The organism is Paenibacillus sp. FSL M7-1414 (assembly GCF_038003195.1).
GTDB classification, from domain to species: domain Bacteria; phylum Bacillota; class Bacilli; order Paenibacillales; family Paenibacillaceae; genus Paenibacillus; species Paenibacillus amylolyticus.
This window is the reverse complement of the sequence record NZ_JBBOOS010000001.1, coordinates 3247953-3263701: the sequence shown is the minus strand read 5'-3', so window position 1 is coordinate 3263701 and position 15749 is coordinate 3247953. Positions and strand designations below refer to the sequence as shown.

Below are 15749 nucleotides of genomic sequence, written 5' to 3'. Positions count from 1 at the left end.
AGAATGAACCGATTCAATCTGCGTGTCTTATAGCCCCTTCCATTCGCGGAAGGGGCTCATTGGCATAATTAAGGGAAACCTGACACTTCTTCTCCCTATATCTTAGTTAAACAACTTGCGAAGTTCCTCTACTTCCAGACGTGCAACTGGCTGGTAAGCGGAACTTTGTACATAACGCCGGAAGCTGTATAACAGCTGTCTGCCCTCCAATGTAGTCATCAGACGCTCCAGATTCAGCGCTCCCATCAGCACTCTCCCCTTCCGGACCCGACACTCCATCAACAGGCCGAGCTTGTGGTTTCGCTCAAAATTGTCAATGGTCTGCACGATCGGATTCAAGTCTTTATCCAACTCATCCAAGATGATCGATGACGACTCGGACACGATGCTCCACCACGGATAAGTTGAGTGCTCCTCTGTGACAAAATGTTCGAAGGCCGGATGATCCTGTTGAATTAACAAGCCCATTGTGCCCACAGGAACTTCTCTTTTCATATTCTCCGAGATGGATCGGAACATAGGGTAAGACCAGAAATCGGTACTATAGAAACCTTGGATCGCGTGTTGAAGTTGATTGGGATTCGGGAAAAGTAAAATATCCTCGCCCTGCTCAAGCAGCGCCAACGCCTGTTCCGAGAGTTCGGTAAATAGATTCAAACCGCTCAGGTCCACTTCCTCCTGACTCGGGTAGATCCACAGGTCGTAAGACTTACGGATATCCGTGCCCGGAATGGACAGTCTAAGCTCCACTTTGGTCATATTGGAGACTTCAGGAATGCGAATGCTGAGATCCGCGACATTCACATAATGTTCTCCATGGGTCGCTGGCAAGTCTGCTTTCCCTTCCAATAGGACGCTTCCTTCGATCTGCTCGCTTTGAATTTCCCACTTCAATTGAAGGCCATCCAATGCTTGTCTCCGGAAGTAACTTAGTTCAATGCGTGCTTCGAACAATTCACCCGCTTGATAATTATATTTGGGGAATCTCGCCAACAACACAGCGTCGGAACAAAACGTTCTCCACTCCTCAGGTGTAATCATGCCTTTGGAATCCATGAATGCGTCCAGTACACCCACCAGCGCCGTTCCCTGACCACTGAAATCCTGAAGATCCAGCAGCTGGAACCCGGCTAGTTGCTGCGAACGAAAAGCAGCTTCCAGTTCTTCCTTGTAACATGCGACCGCGAGTTTACCAGAGGCTCTGAAGTATGCTTCCGCCAGATGTCCCAGTCCTTTGGCATTCAGACGCTCTCGAAATACTTCGAAATTCTTGGCTTTGAGAGAACCCGTATACTTGTTGATCTCCTCGAAATTAGGAAACGTGGCGTACTGTCCAATTTCATGCGAGATGATTGGTACGTGTGAGACAAGTTGGTCACTTCCAGCTTCGGCCTGCACTGTTTTGGAACCTGTCCCATACTGAATCTGAATCTCTTTGTCCCCAGTCTGACCAGAAGGGTCAGCATCGCTGCCTTGCTCAGGTACAATGTTTGAATCGTAATCTTTCAATGTATTTGGCAGGTCGGTCTGCACGTGACCGAGCGGAGCATCACACATCGCATATGAACCTCTGAACAGGCGCTCTTTGGAGAAACGAACCCCGCAGAAGAATTCACTTTCCTCCAGAATGTCCGGCACAAACTGAAAGTTATTCGAACCTTCGGTGTATAGATGACGATGATCATATGCTTTGTATGCCTTCAGGATCGAATTCAATCTGTCCTTGCTTCCCCATAGTTCATTCCCCATGGACATCATGACAAACGAAGGATGATTACCAAAAGCACGCAGCATCGCAAATCCTTCGCTAATCAAGTAATCCTGCTCGGCTTGATTATGCCCATCCGAAGATTCATCCGTAATGGTTCCCCAGAACGGAAGCTCAGGCTCCATGTAGATGCCGAGCAGATCCGCTGCAATAAAAGCAGCCTCCGGAGGACAACAGGTATGGAAACGGTAGTGATTGATACCGTAGGACTTGGAGATAGCGAGAATACGAACCCATTCATCCACATCTGTTGGCGCGTATCCGGTGAGCGGAAAGATCAGCCCGTCATGTTTGCCTCGAAGAAACGTTTTGCGACCATTAATGGTGAATTTGTCTCCGGCAGCCCGGAATTCCCGTAATCCCGTCCATACTTCGGTGGAATCCAGCACTTCGCCGTCCTGATTTTGCAGATGAATATGAAGTTGGTACAGGTTAGGTTCATCATCACTCCATAACATCGCATCTTCACCAATCTTGTACGTCAGCTGGATTTCCTGCGAATCCGGGGCGAAAATCTGTTCCTCGGTCGTATACACCGGATCTGCACTGACTGCAACAGCCGAAACCACGATTCGTACTTCTTGCAGGTCACCAACAAGTACTGCCTTGATATCGAAAGATCGAGTCGCAAGATCGGGATAGACCTGAACATTATCCAGGAAAACACGCTCGAAAAATTGAAGTTCCAATTTCCCGGTGATGCCGTTCCAATTCGTCTGCGTGTCTTCGGATGTAAGGTGACCACCTTTGGTTGGATAATTGGTATTGTCCACTCGAATGGTAATTGTATGAGTCCCCGCGGTTAGCCCTGCCTCAATCTCGTAACGGTGAGGTGTGTTCAGACTGTTTTGTGTTCCGCATTCCACCCCATCGATCCAAACTGTGGTTACTCGTGTTCGTTCCAGATGCAAGAAGCAACATTTTCCAGCCAAGTGTTCGGGAATTTCAATCTCTCGTGAAAACCAGGCATAACCCTCAAATAAGTACTCATCCGTCAGCGCACCGATTAACACATTCTCGTTTTTCTTGCCCTTGGCCGCATGAGATGTAGTATTTGGCAATGTAATAACGTCTGAGAAATTCAGACCACGTTCTACCTTATGTTCATCAAGTTGGAGTTTCCATATGCCTTCCAGATTTATTGCTTCTATCATGATAGTGTCCCCTTTTAGATTCATATAATCGATAAAAGTAATCGCTTCCAATGAACAGAAATCGTTTTCGAAAATCATACCTGTATTATAAACTCGATTGACGCCCCTCGCATAGATCATTTACAAATAAAAAAGTCGCCAATGCTGGCGACATCTTATGGATAGATATCCTGTATCCTGAACAATTTTAAAATATGGTGGGAACCATGCCCCCGTCCATCCGGATGGGAGAGCCTCTGAAGGCTGAAGCATATGGGCTGCATACAAATGCAGCGAGTCTGCCTATTTCACTTGGCTTGATGAATCGCTGTAATTCGGACTGTGGCAGATTACTCTTCATAAAGTCTTTCTCTTTTTCCTCAAAAGTCAGTGCCTCATCAGGGTATATGCCCTCAATGATTTCTTGTACGTTTTCGGACAGTGTTGGACCTGGCAGGATCGTATTGATCGTAACCTCGGTTCCTGCTGTCAGTTTGGACAAACTTTTGGATAATGACAGCAGCATTGACTTGGTCATGCAATACTGAGGCATCTGGCCTGAAGGCATAAGGGCTTCTTCACTTGCAATGAAAATAATACGTCCGTCATTGTTCTTCACCATTTTAGGTAAATAAAATTGGGATAAGCCATTGGCAGCCAGAACATTGGTACGGAAATATTTCTCCCACACTTCATCATTTACGTCTTCATAACTCATGATTTCATATATCCCCATGCTATTGATTAATATATCAACTTCAGGAAATTTCTCGAATAAAGCTTGGCGTTGCGCCAGATCCACAAGATCAGCCGTAGCCTTTTGCGGAGAGGTCTCCGGAAAAGTGGACTTGATTTCGCGAACGGTTCGTTCTACCTCTTCATCATTACGTCCATTAATCAGAACATGAACACCTTCTCGAGCGAGTTCTATAGCAATCGCTTTACCGATTCCTTTTGTTGATCCTGTAACTAAGGCTGTTTTCTCTTTTAGTCCCATATCCATCCTGCATTTCTCCTTCTTGATTACAACTATCCGGTAACCGTTTCTTGAACATTGCCAACAAGCTTCATACACCGGATAGATACAATATTACGCAGTCTGAAGGATCTAGTAACTAGCACTTTGCGCCAGAGTTATTGCCTGACACGCCAATTTGAAGGTGTATCCCCTTCCCAGATCTTGAAAGCACGATAGAACGAATTCTGATCTTCATACCCAACCAGAAATGCCACTTCTTTGATATCAAGTGAAGGATCTGCAAGGTACGCTCGAGCCTGCTCACGTCTGGCCTCGGTTAATAATTGCTTGAAGTTTGTGTTCTCCTCCGTCAGTCGCCGCTGCAAAGTACGATCACTCATGCGAAGCTCTTTGGCGACCGTCTGGATGTCAGGGCGCTTTCCTGTGAGGCTGCGTTTCATAATCCATTTGACCACTTCAGTAACGGAACGATTGCTCTCTTGTTCGTCCAGCGACCGATCCAGTGCCGGGGTCAGAATCTCCAGTAACTCCTCGTTATACGATAGAAATGGAAGACTCAGATCTTTCCGTTCCAGCGTCAGCCGATTATAGTTGGAATTCGTATCGACTCGGCAGCCGAAGTAATCCTCAAGGGTGGCTACGTCACCCATCGGTTGGGAGAACTCAGCCCGTTTTGCAATCAAAGGCTGTCCTGTGCCCCTCCGTCCAAGTTCGATCAGAAATGCCAGCGTAATACCGACCAGTAATGGCGGACCTGGTTGCTCCTTATGTAACCATCCTAGTTCAATGATACATTCCTCCCCTGCTTCGGTAATCTGCAAACTCTCGGGAGGACACATTTGCTTGTAACGCACCATGCGATTCAACGCATCACGATAATCACGAGCATGGTACATCGCCAGTACAGGCGGAGGATACTTCGATATTTCATATCCGGTTGCAAGTTTGATGATGCCCTCGGCGGTGTCCCCATTGAGATCAGAGTAGGCCTGCCAGATTGCGAAGTATTGAGATTGGGTCACTACAGGTTTATTTATTGTCTCAAGAGATAGTTGTGCTGTGCGAGCGATGTCATCAGCACCAATCCCTAATTGATGTAATCCAGCCCAAAAGCCTGGATGAACTTTAATCCGATCATTCGGTTGAGGTTGCATGTATACAGACTCCTTTAACTTGTTCCATTTTTATTCTGATTTCTAATTATAGAATGGATGTACCTATTTTTGAAACTTACCTCAGCGAGCCATTTCCGGGTAATACGAAAACACGACTAACCATGAATGGCCAGTCGTGTTCAAGTCAATCATTCAGAATATTATGAAAGAATGCACATTTGTATGTTCAGCTACTCATTCAACGCAGTTTTGATCAGGGCATTCACCCGCGAGTTAAACAGCAGACCGATATGGGATACGAGGGAAACCGAAACGTTGTTCGCCCCGTTCAAACGGGAAAGTACCGGGGACACAATCGTGTCACTGGTGGAATAGATCGAAGTCACCTTTATTCCACTCGGAGCTGTCGTTGTGGTCAATCGATTAGCCCCGCCAAGGGTAATCAACTTATCCACTTTGGAAGCGCCTCCACGGTTAAGTATGTAATAGAGACTATTAGCTCCACCCATGCTATGAGCTATAATATTGACTTTTGTATGACCCGTTTGGCGCAGAACATCATCTACGAATCGACTAATTGCTGCGGAGTTCAACAGCTGGTTTCCTTGTTTGCTAGGAAGGTCAATCGCGAATAATTCGTCTCTTGTCCACCCTTGACTACGCAAATAACTCTCAATTGCTGTAAAATTGCTATCTGAACCGGTCAATCCATGTACCAATACAATGGGTGTACGTGCCGTAGCTGCAGAAGCCTTTGAACTCGATCCTATTCCAGTTATTGATAAGGCAAGGATCATGCTCAGGAATACAACAAGTATTAATTTGGTCTTTTTCACTTCATTACCCTCCTGTAAAATGTTTTATATTCCATATATTACAATCTAACATATGGAATATAAATGAATCTTTAGTCTCATTTTTACAGGGATGTCTAAAACATACTACAACTAACATCATTACATTTTTATCAAACTCTAGTTCTCTACTTCTTATCCTTCAACGATATCTGCACGTAGATCTGTTGCAATCTCAATCATTTTGGGTACAATAGCTTCGTTAGAAATAGCTACATACAGATCCCCCATGTACAAACGAAAAGCAATCTGTGCACCCTCAAGGTCCCACATAAAAAAGTCCCCCTCAATGGTCATGGTGCTCTCTGCTCCTACAATGTTAAGAACCGGTGAATAGGTAAAATCGGGTTGGGATTCGAAGTAGAGTTTGCACTCTTCCAGCGAGATGGATTGTTCGGCATTACTATCTTGCATGGATCGGGTAATTCGAAAACGCTGATTCATTGATTTGCCTCCAAAACTTTATTAATATATACATGTTGCACAGCATTATATTTTCTCATTTCCGTCTTCCACTGTCAAAACCATACATGATCGATTCTTCAAATTCATATATACTGAATACAGTGCACAACGAATTTCTACAATCAGGAGGAGTCAAATCAATATGTTAAAAACAGAATTCATTGATGTACTATCCCTTGTCTCACATAAATTATATGATTCGGCTGCTAATGTCATGGACACGGCAAGCAGGTTAATTCCTGCAAACACGTTTTGTATTGCCCAGTTGGATCATCTATCCACCAAGGTTCTGAACGTATATAATCGTGACAAACTAATTCTGGGTGAGGGGCTGGTCGTTGATAACGCCGAGTCATACTGTGCACTTGTGACTGAACATTCCCAAGGCCCGTTAGTAATCAATAATAATCTAACACATCCATTAACCAGACATATGGACGCAACCGAATTCGTAGGTGGGTGTTCATTTGTTGGTGTGCCTATACATAATGAGAACGGAGAAATTTACGGCTCCCTTTGCTCATTTGATCAGGATTTCTATTCCTATCAACAAAAGGACGTGGATCTGCTTCTCTCCTTGTCTTCCTTTTTCACGAGTCTTCTTGAGATGGAAACAACTCTGCAACAATTAAAACAGGCGGAAGAGACCGCTGCAAAAGTGCTTGAAGAAAAGAAAAATTTGCTGGCCGTTCTCAGCCATGAAATCCGGACGCCAATGAATGGTGTTCTTGCAATGGCCAATCTGTTGCAATCGACCAGGCTAAGTGAGGATCAATCGTTATATGTTAATGTCATTGAGTCAAGTGGCGCCAGCCTTCTGTCGATGATGGATCAGATTCTGGACTACTCCAAAGCAGAAGCTGGTGCGATCTCTCTGGAGATCAAGCCCTATAGTGTCACTGAAACAGTTGAACATGTATTACAATTATTCTCTTCTGAAGCACAGAAAAAAGGAATTAGGTTGTACGCAGAATATAATATTAATGATCATCTGATGCTTATGGGCGATCAGCACAAAGTTCGTCAGATTTTAATCAATCTCGTTGGGAATGCGCTAAAATTTACGGAGACAGGTGAAGTATGCATCTCTACTGAGGTATCTGCTGATACAAAAGGTACTCTCCATGCATCCTACGAAATAAAGGATACGGGCATCGGCATCCCGCAGGACCGTCAGGATCTGTTGTTCAAATCCTATTCCCAGATTCATGGTAATTCAGGAAAGTATGGCGGAGCGGGGCTTGGCCTGTCCATCTGTAAACAACTCGCTGAATTAATGGGTGGCATTGTATGGCTTAAAGAGTCCAGTCCTATGGGCAGTCGTTTTGTCTTTAATATCTCCAGCGCTGCACCCTCCGTCCATGCGAAAATCTGAATGATGAATATATTATTCTATCTGAAACAGATAGGAGGTATATACGTTGACTCAATTTCTGGATGCAAGATCATCGCAAAATGCTGCGTTGTTTAATTCCATTTCCATACCGATTCCAGTGATTTTTACGCCACAATTATTCGGCCAGATTGGTCTCATCACCGCTGGAGCCGGAACCAATCTAAGAGTTTCATTAAAAGGAACCATCACGGTGCAATTGCCGCGTGCACTTTTTATAGTGAGGATTACTGTGGTAAGAGGAATAATCGCAACCGATCCAATTGTATACTCGGGAAACCACACATATGGTCTGAATGGTCTGCTTAACCCTGAAGTGATTGTCTTCTCTTCCACTGACTATAACCCACCGCTTATGCCTCAATTAACCTATACCGCATTTATCAGCACAAACCTGCTCGGTACTACTCGGGTGGGACCCGAGAGTTTCGACGGATATGTCGTTTCAGATTGAACAAACACGTACAACCCCATACCTCTAATCGGTTTCCCGTAGATTAGAGATATGGGGTTGTTTTTACGATAACATAACTATTTTTAGAGCGAGCTATTAATCAGAGACCACAAATCCATCAAAATTCTCGGGACCAACGCGGATTGTTCCCAGCAAGTTGGAGCTTACAAAAGCAGTGTAAGTTAATTGTGGTAAAATCGGTGGATTAAAATCATTTCCAGAGAATGTAATTACTTGTGGTGCCAATACACTTAAACCAAATGTGGACGTTGCGGAGTAAATAACCGGGTCCGTTGACAAGGTACCTCTTACAACGGTAATCGTTATGCCCACAAGAGCTAAAGGTAATTGTACAGAAACCGTCCCTTTAAATTGAACTCTGGGATTGGCTCCTGCTCCGGCAGTTTGCAGACCAATTTGACCAAAGAGCTGTGGGGTGTTCAGGAATAATATTGGAATAGCTATTGAGTTGGCCAAACTGGCATTTTGTGATGTTCTTGCATCCAGAAATGTGCTCATCAATCTACCTCCTAATGTTGGGATAGGATAGTATATTCGTAGCGTACTATTGTGTTTGGACTTCTAGCCAACAACTCACCAAAGCTATCATTCAATTACACTATGGTTGGAAGAATCCATTAAACAGCGATATGGTATATATGACTATATTCCAGACTCTTATATTGGAACGATATGAAAATTTTGTTATGCTACATATGTTAGATTACTAGATTCTGTTCAAAATATAATTCTACTATTATGTACGGAGTTGGAGGACACAAACGATGCTTATTAAACGTGTAGGAAACATCGCTGCGGTTACCGTAATTGCTCTCTCTATTCTTGGAAGTACCCCCAATATCGGTGGAGCCTATGCTGCCCCGGCCATCTCAGTTCAATTGGATGATGTGCCCCTGATATTTGATGCAGCTCCACGTATTGATAGAGGTGTCACTTACGTTCCGTTTCGGACGGTCGGGGAAGCCCTAGGTATCGATATTACCTGGAACAGCAAATCACAGACTGTAAAAGCAACGAACACTGTGAAAGGACAAACTACCGAGGTACTATTACAAGTTGGCAGCACCACAGCGACCGTAAATGGAAAAAAAGTTACACTTGCTGCAGCACCCGTTCAGCGGGAGGGCCGCGTACTTATTCCACTAAGTTCGTTCAGTAACCAATTTGGTGTACAAGTAAGCTGGAATCAAGCAACCAAGACGGTCTCCCTTGTCTCCCCACAACGCGAGATGCACCTGAGAGCCTTCTATGCATTGCAATCCTTTCAAGAAAAGGACCTTATTACTTCCATGAATTCCGTAGCCTTTGGCTGGAGCCGCATTGATCGTGAAGGTCAGTTTACGCTCCAAGGAGATGAGTACCGTCTCCCTGCTGCTGCGGGTGATATTACACCGCAGTCCATCGTTGCTGATGCAGCAGATCAACAGATCCAACCACAGCTCATGGTGTATGCCTTGGACGGAAATGGCGAACTGACCAAAGTTCTGAGCGACAAGAGCCTGCGGCAGAAATCGATTGAAGGCATAACTGCTGCTGTCGCAGAGCATGGTTTTGGCGGAGTTGTTCTGGATTTTGAAGGATTGGGCTTTAAACTGGATGCGGTAGAACAACAGAAGCTGCTCAATGCTTACGTGAAACAATTAAAAAGTTCCTTGCCCCAGGACACAGCTTTATCTCTGGCAGTACCGCCGCTAAATAGTGCTTATAAAGGTTATGATTACAAAACACTTGCCTCTATTGCAGATGATCTTATCATTATGGCCTATCAGTATAATCCGGTTGGCACCAAATCTCAGGTACCTGAGCCAAATAGTCTTGTAGATCAGGCGATTCAATTAGCCATTCAGGCCGGTGTCCCAAAGAGTAAACTTCTGCTCGGTATCAGTCTAAGCAGTGAAACGCCGTCCTCTGTTGATGATAAGCTGGGTCTCGCCAAACGTTATGACCTCAAAGGAGCCGCGTTCTGGCGTCTGGGTCTGTTCCGTTCCTACAATACGAAAATGGAAGATGCCGTAAATGCTTCTGTGATCAAAGAGTAAACTTTCTAACTGGCTACAACTTAAATAAAAGAAGGACCGCGCCTCTGGTATGGTATTATCCCCTCAAGGTAGACAGTGAAAAAAGAGATCATGATAAAATGAACTCAACACTGAAAACCGGAGGGGATTTTTGCTATGCCAGCGAAAAAGGGCCAAACTTTTAATCAATATAGTGAAGAAACGAAGAAAGAGGCTGTTCGTCTGCGATTGGAAGAAGGTTGGACATACAGTCGGATCATGGAGAAGTTTGGTATTAAGAGTGAGAGCCAGATTATTACTTGGGTACGTAAAAGCCAAAATGGAGAGAGTTTTGAGGATTATCGAGGACGTTGGACGAAGAAGCATTTTAGCAGTGCAGAAGAAGAAAATGCTTATCTGAAAGCGCAGGTAGAATATCTAAAAAAGCTCAATCCGAATTTGCACGGAGAGGGAAGCTGGATTTCGAAGCCCGGTGCCAGTCCGTTCGAGAAATAAGTAAGTGGGCACCTGTGGTTTGGTTGTGTAAAATTGCTGAAATTTCTCGTGCAGGTTACTACAAATGGAAGAAGAATATCGTCCTCCGAGAGAAACGAGCAGATCGGGATACGGATCTAAAAGCACATATTTTAGGCATTCACCGGCTTCGTCCTTATTTCGGCTACAAACGTATGCGAACCGCGTTAGGAAAGGAAGGCCTTGTGGTGAATCACAAAAAGGTACGCCGCTTAATGAGAGAACTCCAGATTCGTTCCGTGATTCGCAAGAAACGTCCATTTGCTGGCCGGAAACCGTCAGTTCTATTCCGTAATGTCTTAAATCGGGAATTCTCGGCGGCAGCTCCTGTGCAGAAACTCGTGACGGATATTACATATGTCCGGATCGGGCATGATTTTGCTTATCTCTCGGTTGTGATGGATCTATACAACAACGAGATTGTAGCTTGGGAACTCTCCGAGCGAAATGACTTAAAACTTGTGATGGAAACGGTAAAGAAACTGAAATGTGGACCGGCCTTACTCCATTCCGACCAGGGATTCCAGTATACAACACAGAGCTATGCCAAATTGCTTGAAGAGAAGAAGCTAACAGGAAGCCATTCTCGGCGTGGGAACTGCTATGACAATGCATGTATTGAGTCGTTCTTCTCCCACTTAAAGACGGAGAAGTTATATTTGGAGAAGCCTCAGAATCTGGAACAAGCAAGGATCCAAATTACAGAGTATATGTTGTTTTACAACAAGGACCGTTTCCAAAACAAACTCGGCGACCTCTCCCCAATTGAATTCCGGGAAAAAGTCGCCGCTTAATGGAGTTTCTCTTTTTTTATTGTCTACTTGACGGGGCTATGACCAGTACGCAGAGACTTGGTCCTTCTTTTTCCCATCATCTTATTTTATAAATTTATCCACACTTCCAAATATAAGCTTCACAAACTGGGTAGGACCAGGCAAACGGGGCTGAAAGAGAAGAATGATCCCAATTACTGCCGCCACAGCAGTAAATCCCGCGCTCACTATTCTGGCTCGCTTCTCTTTGCTGCTCTTCCACTCTCCATACACTATCGCAGTCGCCAGCATCAATATTCCAAGGATTGAGCCTAGTTTCATGCAATCACCTCTCTTCCAGGCTTGTACAGGAGCCGATTCTGTTCAACTTTCGTCCTCATTAGGTATCCCCTGTGGTCCTGTTGATTTTCCGGTACGTACTACATGTGCATCTACGTTGACTTCCACGTCCATATCAGGATAGATGGTTTCCCAGTTCTTCTCCTGCGCTTTCCATTGATGCGGGTAATATCTGCGGAATTCAACTGCGAATTTGAAGAAATCGGAGCGCAGCTCTTTCTGGGACATGACTAAAGCATCATGAGCCAAAGATGTCAGTTTAGCCGACCATTCCTTTTCCAGTTTAGTTAATACAGCGGGATCAGTCAGATTGGCATCCGTCGTATTTAACACCACTTCCCCCCTGGTTTGGATGTCGACCTTCATACTCCACTGTTTGTTTACAATTCGCGGCTTCAAGGAGGTTTTATTTTCAATGAGTCTTATCGAAAAAGAACCCTTTAACGGCTCAAACTCAACGGGCATGATAATGCTGTTCAGTTCTTTTGCAAGTAGTAATACACCTACACTTAGTGGTTCTTTGACCGTCTTGACATAACGATCCTTCTTATACATACTCAGACCTTTCACATATGGCGTAGTCGTCAGTTTATCCTGATCGGGCTCCGGGGGTAAGATTAACATGCGAGACAAAATGGCTGAACTGCTCGGACCTTCAATAGATTTAGCCAGTTCAAGCGCAGTAACACGTGTACCTAACTTCAGATTGGCCATCTCACGTAGCGATTCAGCAGAACTTCGCTCCAGTGGATCAAGTAACGCAAGGATATCTTTCGCAGCCTTTTCGCTGGAAAAGACATATGCATGCTCCCTGAACTGAGGGTAACGCAGGAAGAAATCGATATACTCGCGGATACCGCGTTTGCCGGCTTGCTCACTAATGATGATGACTTCGCAGTGGCCCCAGAACATATTCCGGGGAACTTTACGTTGTAACCGATTCAATGCCTCGGCAATTGTACGTCCTTCCGCTGTTCGAATCATTGTAACCCCGCTTGGACTACCTCCACTCCCACTGCTATCTCCTGCACTCGCTTTTCGCGGAATGAAAATCTGTGAAGTCAATTGTACTTTGCCATCTTCATAATCTATCCCTGTAGCCAGCACGATAGCCAAATCGTTTATCTCGATGCGATCCCAGCATCCACTTAAAAGCACACAACACAATATTGGCATTAGTAGTACTCTATATATTCGCAAGTGCTCCTCCCCCATCAATCAGGTGTTCGCTCGATTCTTCCGAAAATGTGCCCACCCTTTCTTCAGCCATGCGACACCGTAGATCATAGCCGGAAGGATTAATAAAATGCTGATCGTATACAAGTTGGCTGAAGCGCTAACCAAACTGGAAATACCGGATCCACCGGACACAACCCAGTAAGCAAATACCATGCACACGAACGAAAGTGGACCAACCACAGGTTTGTAGTCTCGCAAACCAAACCATTCCGCGGTTGATGTAGCAAAGATATATAGAAAAACGGAAATTTTAACGAAAATACCGAAAATCCAGATGGCAATAATAAGGGATTCGATATGTTGCAAAAAGTCCGCAATGGTTATGTATCTTGCTGCGATCATGACCGGAAATACAAATGTATCCGTTAAATCACCAATTAAAAACAGGCAAAACAGATTGGTCACTGTCATTGCAGTTGTTGTAAACACAAGGGAACCCAGCATGACCCGGGTTATTCGTTTTTTTTCATTCACATAAGGTAGCAGAAAAGCCAACACGATATATTCACTAAACCATGCAGCAGGTGCAGCAGCCCCCGTAATAATGGGAATTGGACCCTTCTCCATAAAAGGAAACAGCTCGGCAGGATTCAGTTCACCAATCAACAATATAAAGATCAAAGCCAGCAGAACGATCAGCAGGGTAACAAACACCTGAGCGGTTCGTCCGACAACTTCGATCCCAAGTCTGACATTAATCGCACATACAACAACCATCGTACCCATCACAACAAACAAAGGTGTACGCGGAAGTGCATTATTGACAATGAATTCACCGTATTCCCGAATAATCAAGCCCGTCAGGTGGGGCAAAAAAGCGATATATATCAGGCCGAATAACTTGCCCGGAATCCGACCAATAATCAATACACTGGATTGAATGAGTGTTTTTCCTGGGTACAGACGATCAAGTCCAACGGAAATACCAATGGCAGCCAATCCAACAATAGAACCTATAATTGGAGTCATCCACATGTCATGTCCTGCATAATGCATTGTAATTCCAGGCACAGACAGGATAGCCGTCGCAATAATGGCGGGAAAGACCATAAATGCCAATTGAGTCACCGATATTTTCCCTTTGTCCGTCAACATATGTAATCCCGCTCCCTTGTTTGCTCGATTGTAGATTGTTCTAGTGTGGTTTGTTCCTTGGGGATGGACGCCACCATACATCCTTAAGTTCCTTAGCCATCGTAGGTGCTACCGGTGAGAGATAAGGTGTTCCAAATGAACGAAGACTGCTTAGATGAATGACAACCAAGATGACTCCCAGCATGACACCCGTGAGTCCCAACGTTCCTGCAAGAAACATCATGGGAAAACGTAGTAGACGAGTCGCGATGCTGGCAGCATAGCGAGGGATCATGAAAGAAGCGATACCGGTTATCGCGACAATGATAATCATGGGGGCTGAGACAATTCCGGCACTCGTCGCCGCTTGCCCAATAATTAAGGCACCCACGATACTGACCGCTGATCCGACCTGCTTGGGCAATCGGACGCCAGCCTCACGCAATGCTTCAAAGGCAATTTCCATAATGAGTGCTTCCACCAGGGCAGGAAAAGGGATCTCTTCTCTCGCCCGAGCAATACTGAGAAGTAATACCGTAGGAATCATCTCCTGATGAAACGTCGTAATCGCTACATAAGCCGATGGAAGCAGCATGGATAAAACAAAAAAAATGTATCGCAGCCAGCGTACAAAAACACTCATGAACACATTTTGATAATAATCTTCGGGGGATTGTAACATGGAAAAAATGGTTACTGGTGCGATAAGGGTAAACGGAGTTCCGTCAACGAGAATAGCAAAACGACCTTCCAGCAAGTTGGAAACAACGACATCCGGACGCTCCGTCGCAATCATCTGTGGAAATGGTGAATATCGCTGATCAACAATGCCTTCTTCAATGTACTGACTCTCCAGTACGTCTCGGAGCTTTAAATCGGCAAGTCGTGTCTCCACTTCCTTTACAAGTTTGGGATCAATAATCCCCTCCATGTATACAAGTGAAATACTGGTGTTTGTACGATCTCCCATGTTACGTGTATGAATCTTCAATGCAGGTGTCTTGAGACGTTTGCGCAATAAAGACATATTCATGGTCAACGACTCTGTGAACCCATCCCGTGCACCACGCACGGTCGATTCAGCTAACGGTTCTTCCGTTGAACGATTTGCAGCTAGGTATAGAGGGTATGTAGTTCCGCCTATTGAACCGTCCAGCAGTAACAGAGCTTCTCCTTCAAATATGGCCTGTACTGCTTGAGTAGTCGTTTCAACTTGCTTAACAGAAGCTAGCGGAACTTGCGCAGCTTCGATCCCCATTTCCTGAAGGGGGGTTAGTACCTGTCGTTCCAGGCGCTCCGTATCGCATACACCAACACAATATACGCATAACGCTGATGTAAGACACGCGGTTTGGAATGTATGAAATACAACGTCCGAGCAACCCGCAAAAACGGAGCGTAACATTTCTTGATCAATAGCAAGATTTCCGGTTAACGGCAGGTCCTGTTGTGTTATCGCTGATGTGTCCATGACGCCTCCCCTTTCCGTAAACGCTCCGTCCAGATATTCTCAGTTAAAGGTATCCTTTACTTATCAGTTGGGATATATACGCAAAATATAGAATGCCAAAAAAGCCGCCCTCATGAGCGACTCTGATGATTTAGAACGCT

The 15749-nt window shown here is 44.9% G+C and carries 14 protein-coding genes; 4 read left to right on the top strand and 10 right to left on the bottom strand.

The genetic code is table 11. From position 1 onward, the window contains the following. Window positions 1–102: 102 nt before the first annotated feature. From MHH92_RS14215 to MHH92_RS14195, 5 genes are all read right to left on the bottom strand, one after another. Window positions 103–2922 carry a glycoside hydrolase family 2 TIM barrel-domain containing protein gene (locus MHH92_RS14215; RefSeq protein ID WP_340904484.1) on the bottom strand — a complete coding sequence of 940 codons (2820 nt, stop codon included), beginning with the start codon at window positions 2920–2922 and terminating at the stop codon, window positions 103–105. A 187-nt stretch (window positions 2923–3109) separates the two neighbouring features. Further along, complete coding sequence (locus MHH92_RS14210) at window positions 3110–3904, bottom strand: SDR family NAD(P)-dependent oxidoreductase (RefSeq protein ID WP_340904483.1); 795 nt, start codon at window positions 3902–3904, stop codon at window positions 3110–3112. A gap of 131 nt (window positions 3905–4035) precedes the next feature. Beyond that, window positions 4036–5034, bottom strand: coding sequence for an AraC family transcriptional regulator (locus MHH92_RS14205; protein WP_340904481.1), 999 nt, complete (start codon window positions 5032–5034; stop codon window positions 4036–4038). 191 nt (window positions 5035–5225) lie between these two features. Then, window positions 5226–5792 (bottom strand): esterase/lipase family protein, encoded by a 567-nt coding sequence (locus MHH92_RS14200; protein ID WP_083677388.1) that lies wholly within the window; start codon window positions 5790–5792, stop codon window positions 5226–5228. A gap of 192 nt (window positions 5793–5984) precedes the next feature. Further along, a complete protein-coding gene (locus MHH92_RS14195) occupies window positions 5985–6293 on the bottom strand; it encodes a hypothetical protein (RefSeq protein WP_036608134.1) in 309 nt (102 codons plus the stop codon). 163 nt (window positions 6294–6456) lie between these two features. Here MHH92_RS14195 and MHH92_RS14190 point away from each other — a divergent pair, with 163 nt between their 5' ends. Together MHH92_RS14190 and MHH92_RS14185 are read left to right on the top strand one after the other, a co-directional pair. Further along, window positions 6457–7689, top strand: a complete 1233-nt coding sequence (locus MHH92_RS14190; RefSeq protein WP_340904479.1) for a GAF domain-containing sensor histidine kinase — start codon at window positions 6457–6459, stop codon at window positions 7687–7689. Between the two features lie 46 nt (window positions 7690–7735). Next, window positions 7736–8161, top strand: a complete 426-nt coding sequence (locus MHH92_RS14185) for a hypothetical protein (protein WP_338708767.1) — start codon at window positions 7736–7738, stop codon at window positions 8159–8161. Window positions 8162–8257: 96 nt separating this feature from the next. On the opposite strand, the gene MHH92_RS14180 is transcribed toward MHH92_RS14185, so the two are convergent. After that, window positions 8258–8680 carry a hypothetical protein gene (locus MHH92_RS14180; protein ID WP_017688591.1) on the bottom strand — a complete coding sequence of 141 codons (423 nt, stop codon included), beginning with the start codon at window positions 8678–8680 and terminating at the stop codon, window positions 8258–8260. A gap of 266 nt (window positions 8681–8946) precedes the next feature. Here MHH92_RS14180 and MHH92_RS14175 point away from each other — a divergent pair, with 266 nt between their 5' ends. After that, window positions 8947–10221, top strand: coding sequence for a stalk domain-containing protein (locus MHH92_RS14175; protein WP_340904478.1), 1275 nt, complete (start codon window positions 8947–8949; stop codon window positions 10219–10221). A gap of 135 nt (window positions 10222–10356) precedes the next feature. Next, window positions 10357–11507 (top strand): IS3 family transposase gene (locus MHH92_RS14170; protein ID WP_435303371.1). Its coding sequence is split into 2 segments (ribosomal slippage): window positions 10357–10618 and window positions 10618–11507, totalling 1152 coding nucleotides; the frame shifts between segments, so codons are not numbered across the junction. 81 nt (window positions 11508–11588) lie between these two features. Here MHH92_RS14170 and MHH92_RS14165 read toward each other — a convergent pair. From MHH92_RS14165 to MHH92_RS14150, 4 genes are read right to left on the bottom strand one after another with little or no spacing between them, the layout of a single operon-like run. Continuing rightward, window positions 11589–11807 carry a hypothetical protein gene (locus tag MHH92_RS14165; RefSeq protein ID WP_036608149.1) on the bottom strand — a complete coding sequence of 73 codons (219 nt, stop codon included), beginning with the start codon at window positions 11805–11807 and terminating at the stop codon, window positions 11589–11591. A gap of 42 nt (window positions 11808–11849) precedes the next feature. Continuing rightward, window positions 11850–13025 carry a Ger(x)C family spore germination protein gene (locus tag MHH92_RS14160; RefSeq protein WP_180361745.1) on the bottom strand — a complete coding sequence of 392 codons (1176 nt, stop codon included), beginning with the start codon at window positions 13023–13025 and terminating at the stop codon, window positions 11850–11852. Between the two features lie 18 nt (window positions 13026–13043). Next, complete coding sequence (locus MHH92_RS14155) at window positions 13044–14159, bottom strand: GerAB/ArcD/ProY family transporter (RefSeq protein ID WP_340904477.1); 1116 nt, start codon at window positions 14157–14159, stop codon at window positions 13044–13046. A gap of 40 nt (window positions 14160–14199) precedes the next feature. Next, the gene (locus tag MHH92_RS14150; RefSeq protein WP_100528066.1) at window positions 14200–15609 is read right to left on the bottom strand and encodes a spore germination protein; all 1410 of its coding nucleotides are present in this window, start codon (window positions 15607–15609) and stop codon (window positions 14200–14202) included. Window positions 15610–15749: the final 140 nt, after the last annotated feature.

Coding starts and splice junctions, on each gene's coding strand:
- MHH92_RS14175 (WP_340904478.1), top strand. CDS start 8,947: ATGCTTATTAAACGTGTAGGAAACATCGCTGCGGTTACCGTAATTGCT.
- MHH92_RS14205 (WP_340904481.1), bottom strand. CDS start 5,034: ATGCAACCTCAACCGAATGATCGGATTAAAGTTCATCCAGGCTTTTGG.
- MHH92_RS14190 (WP_340904479.1), top strand. CDS start 6,457: ATGTTAAAAACAGAATTCATTGATGTACTATCCCTTGTCTCACATAAA.
- MHH92_RS14215 (WP_340904484.1), bottom strand. CDS start 2,922: ATGATAGAAGCAATAAATCTGGAAGGCATATGGAAACTCCAACTTGAT.
- MHH92_RS14195 (WP_036608134.1), bottom strand. CDS start 6,293: ATGAATCAGCGTTTTCGAATTACCCGATCCATGCAAGATAGTAATGCC.
- MHH92_RS14210 (WP_340904483.1), bottom strand. CDS start 3,904: ATGGATATGGGACTAAAAGAGAAAACAGCCTTAGTTACAGGATCAACA.
- MHH92_RS14150 (WP_100528066.1), bottom strand. CDS start 15,609: ATGGACACATCAGCGATAACACAACAGGACCTGCCGTTAACCGGAAAT.
- MHH92_RS14155 (WP_340904477.1), bottom strand. CDS start 14,159: ATGTTGACGGACAAAGGGAAAATATCGGTGACTCAATTGGCATTTATG.
- MHH92_RS14200 (WP_083677388.1), bottom strand. CDS start 5,792: ATGATCCTTGCCTTATCAATAACTGGAATAGGATCGAGTTCAAAGGCT.
- MHH92_RS14165 (WP_036608149.1), bottom strand. CDS start 11,807: ATGAAACTAGGCTCAATCCTTGGAATATTGATGCTGGCGACTGCGATA.
- MHH92_RS14180 (WP_017688591.1), bottom strand. CDS start 8,680: ATGAGCACATTTCTGGATGCAAGAACATCACAAAATGCCAGTTTGGCC.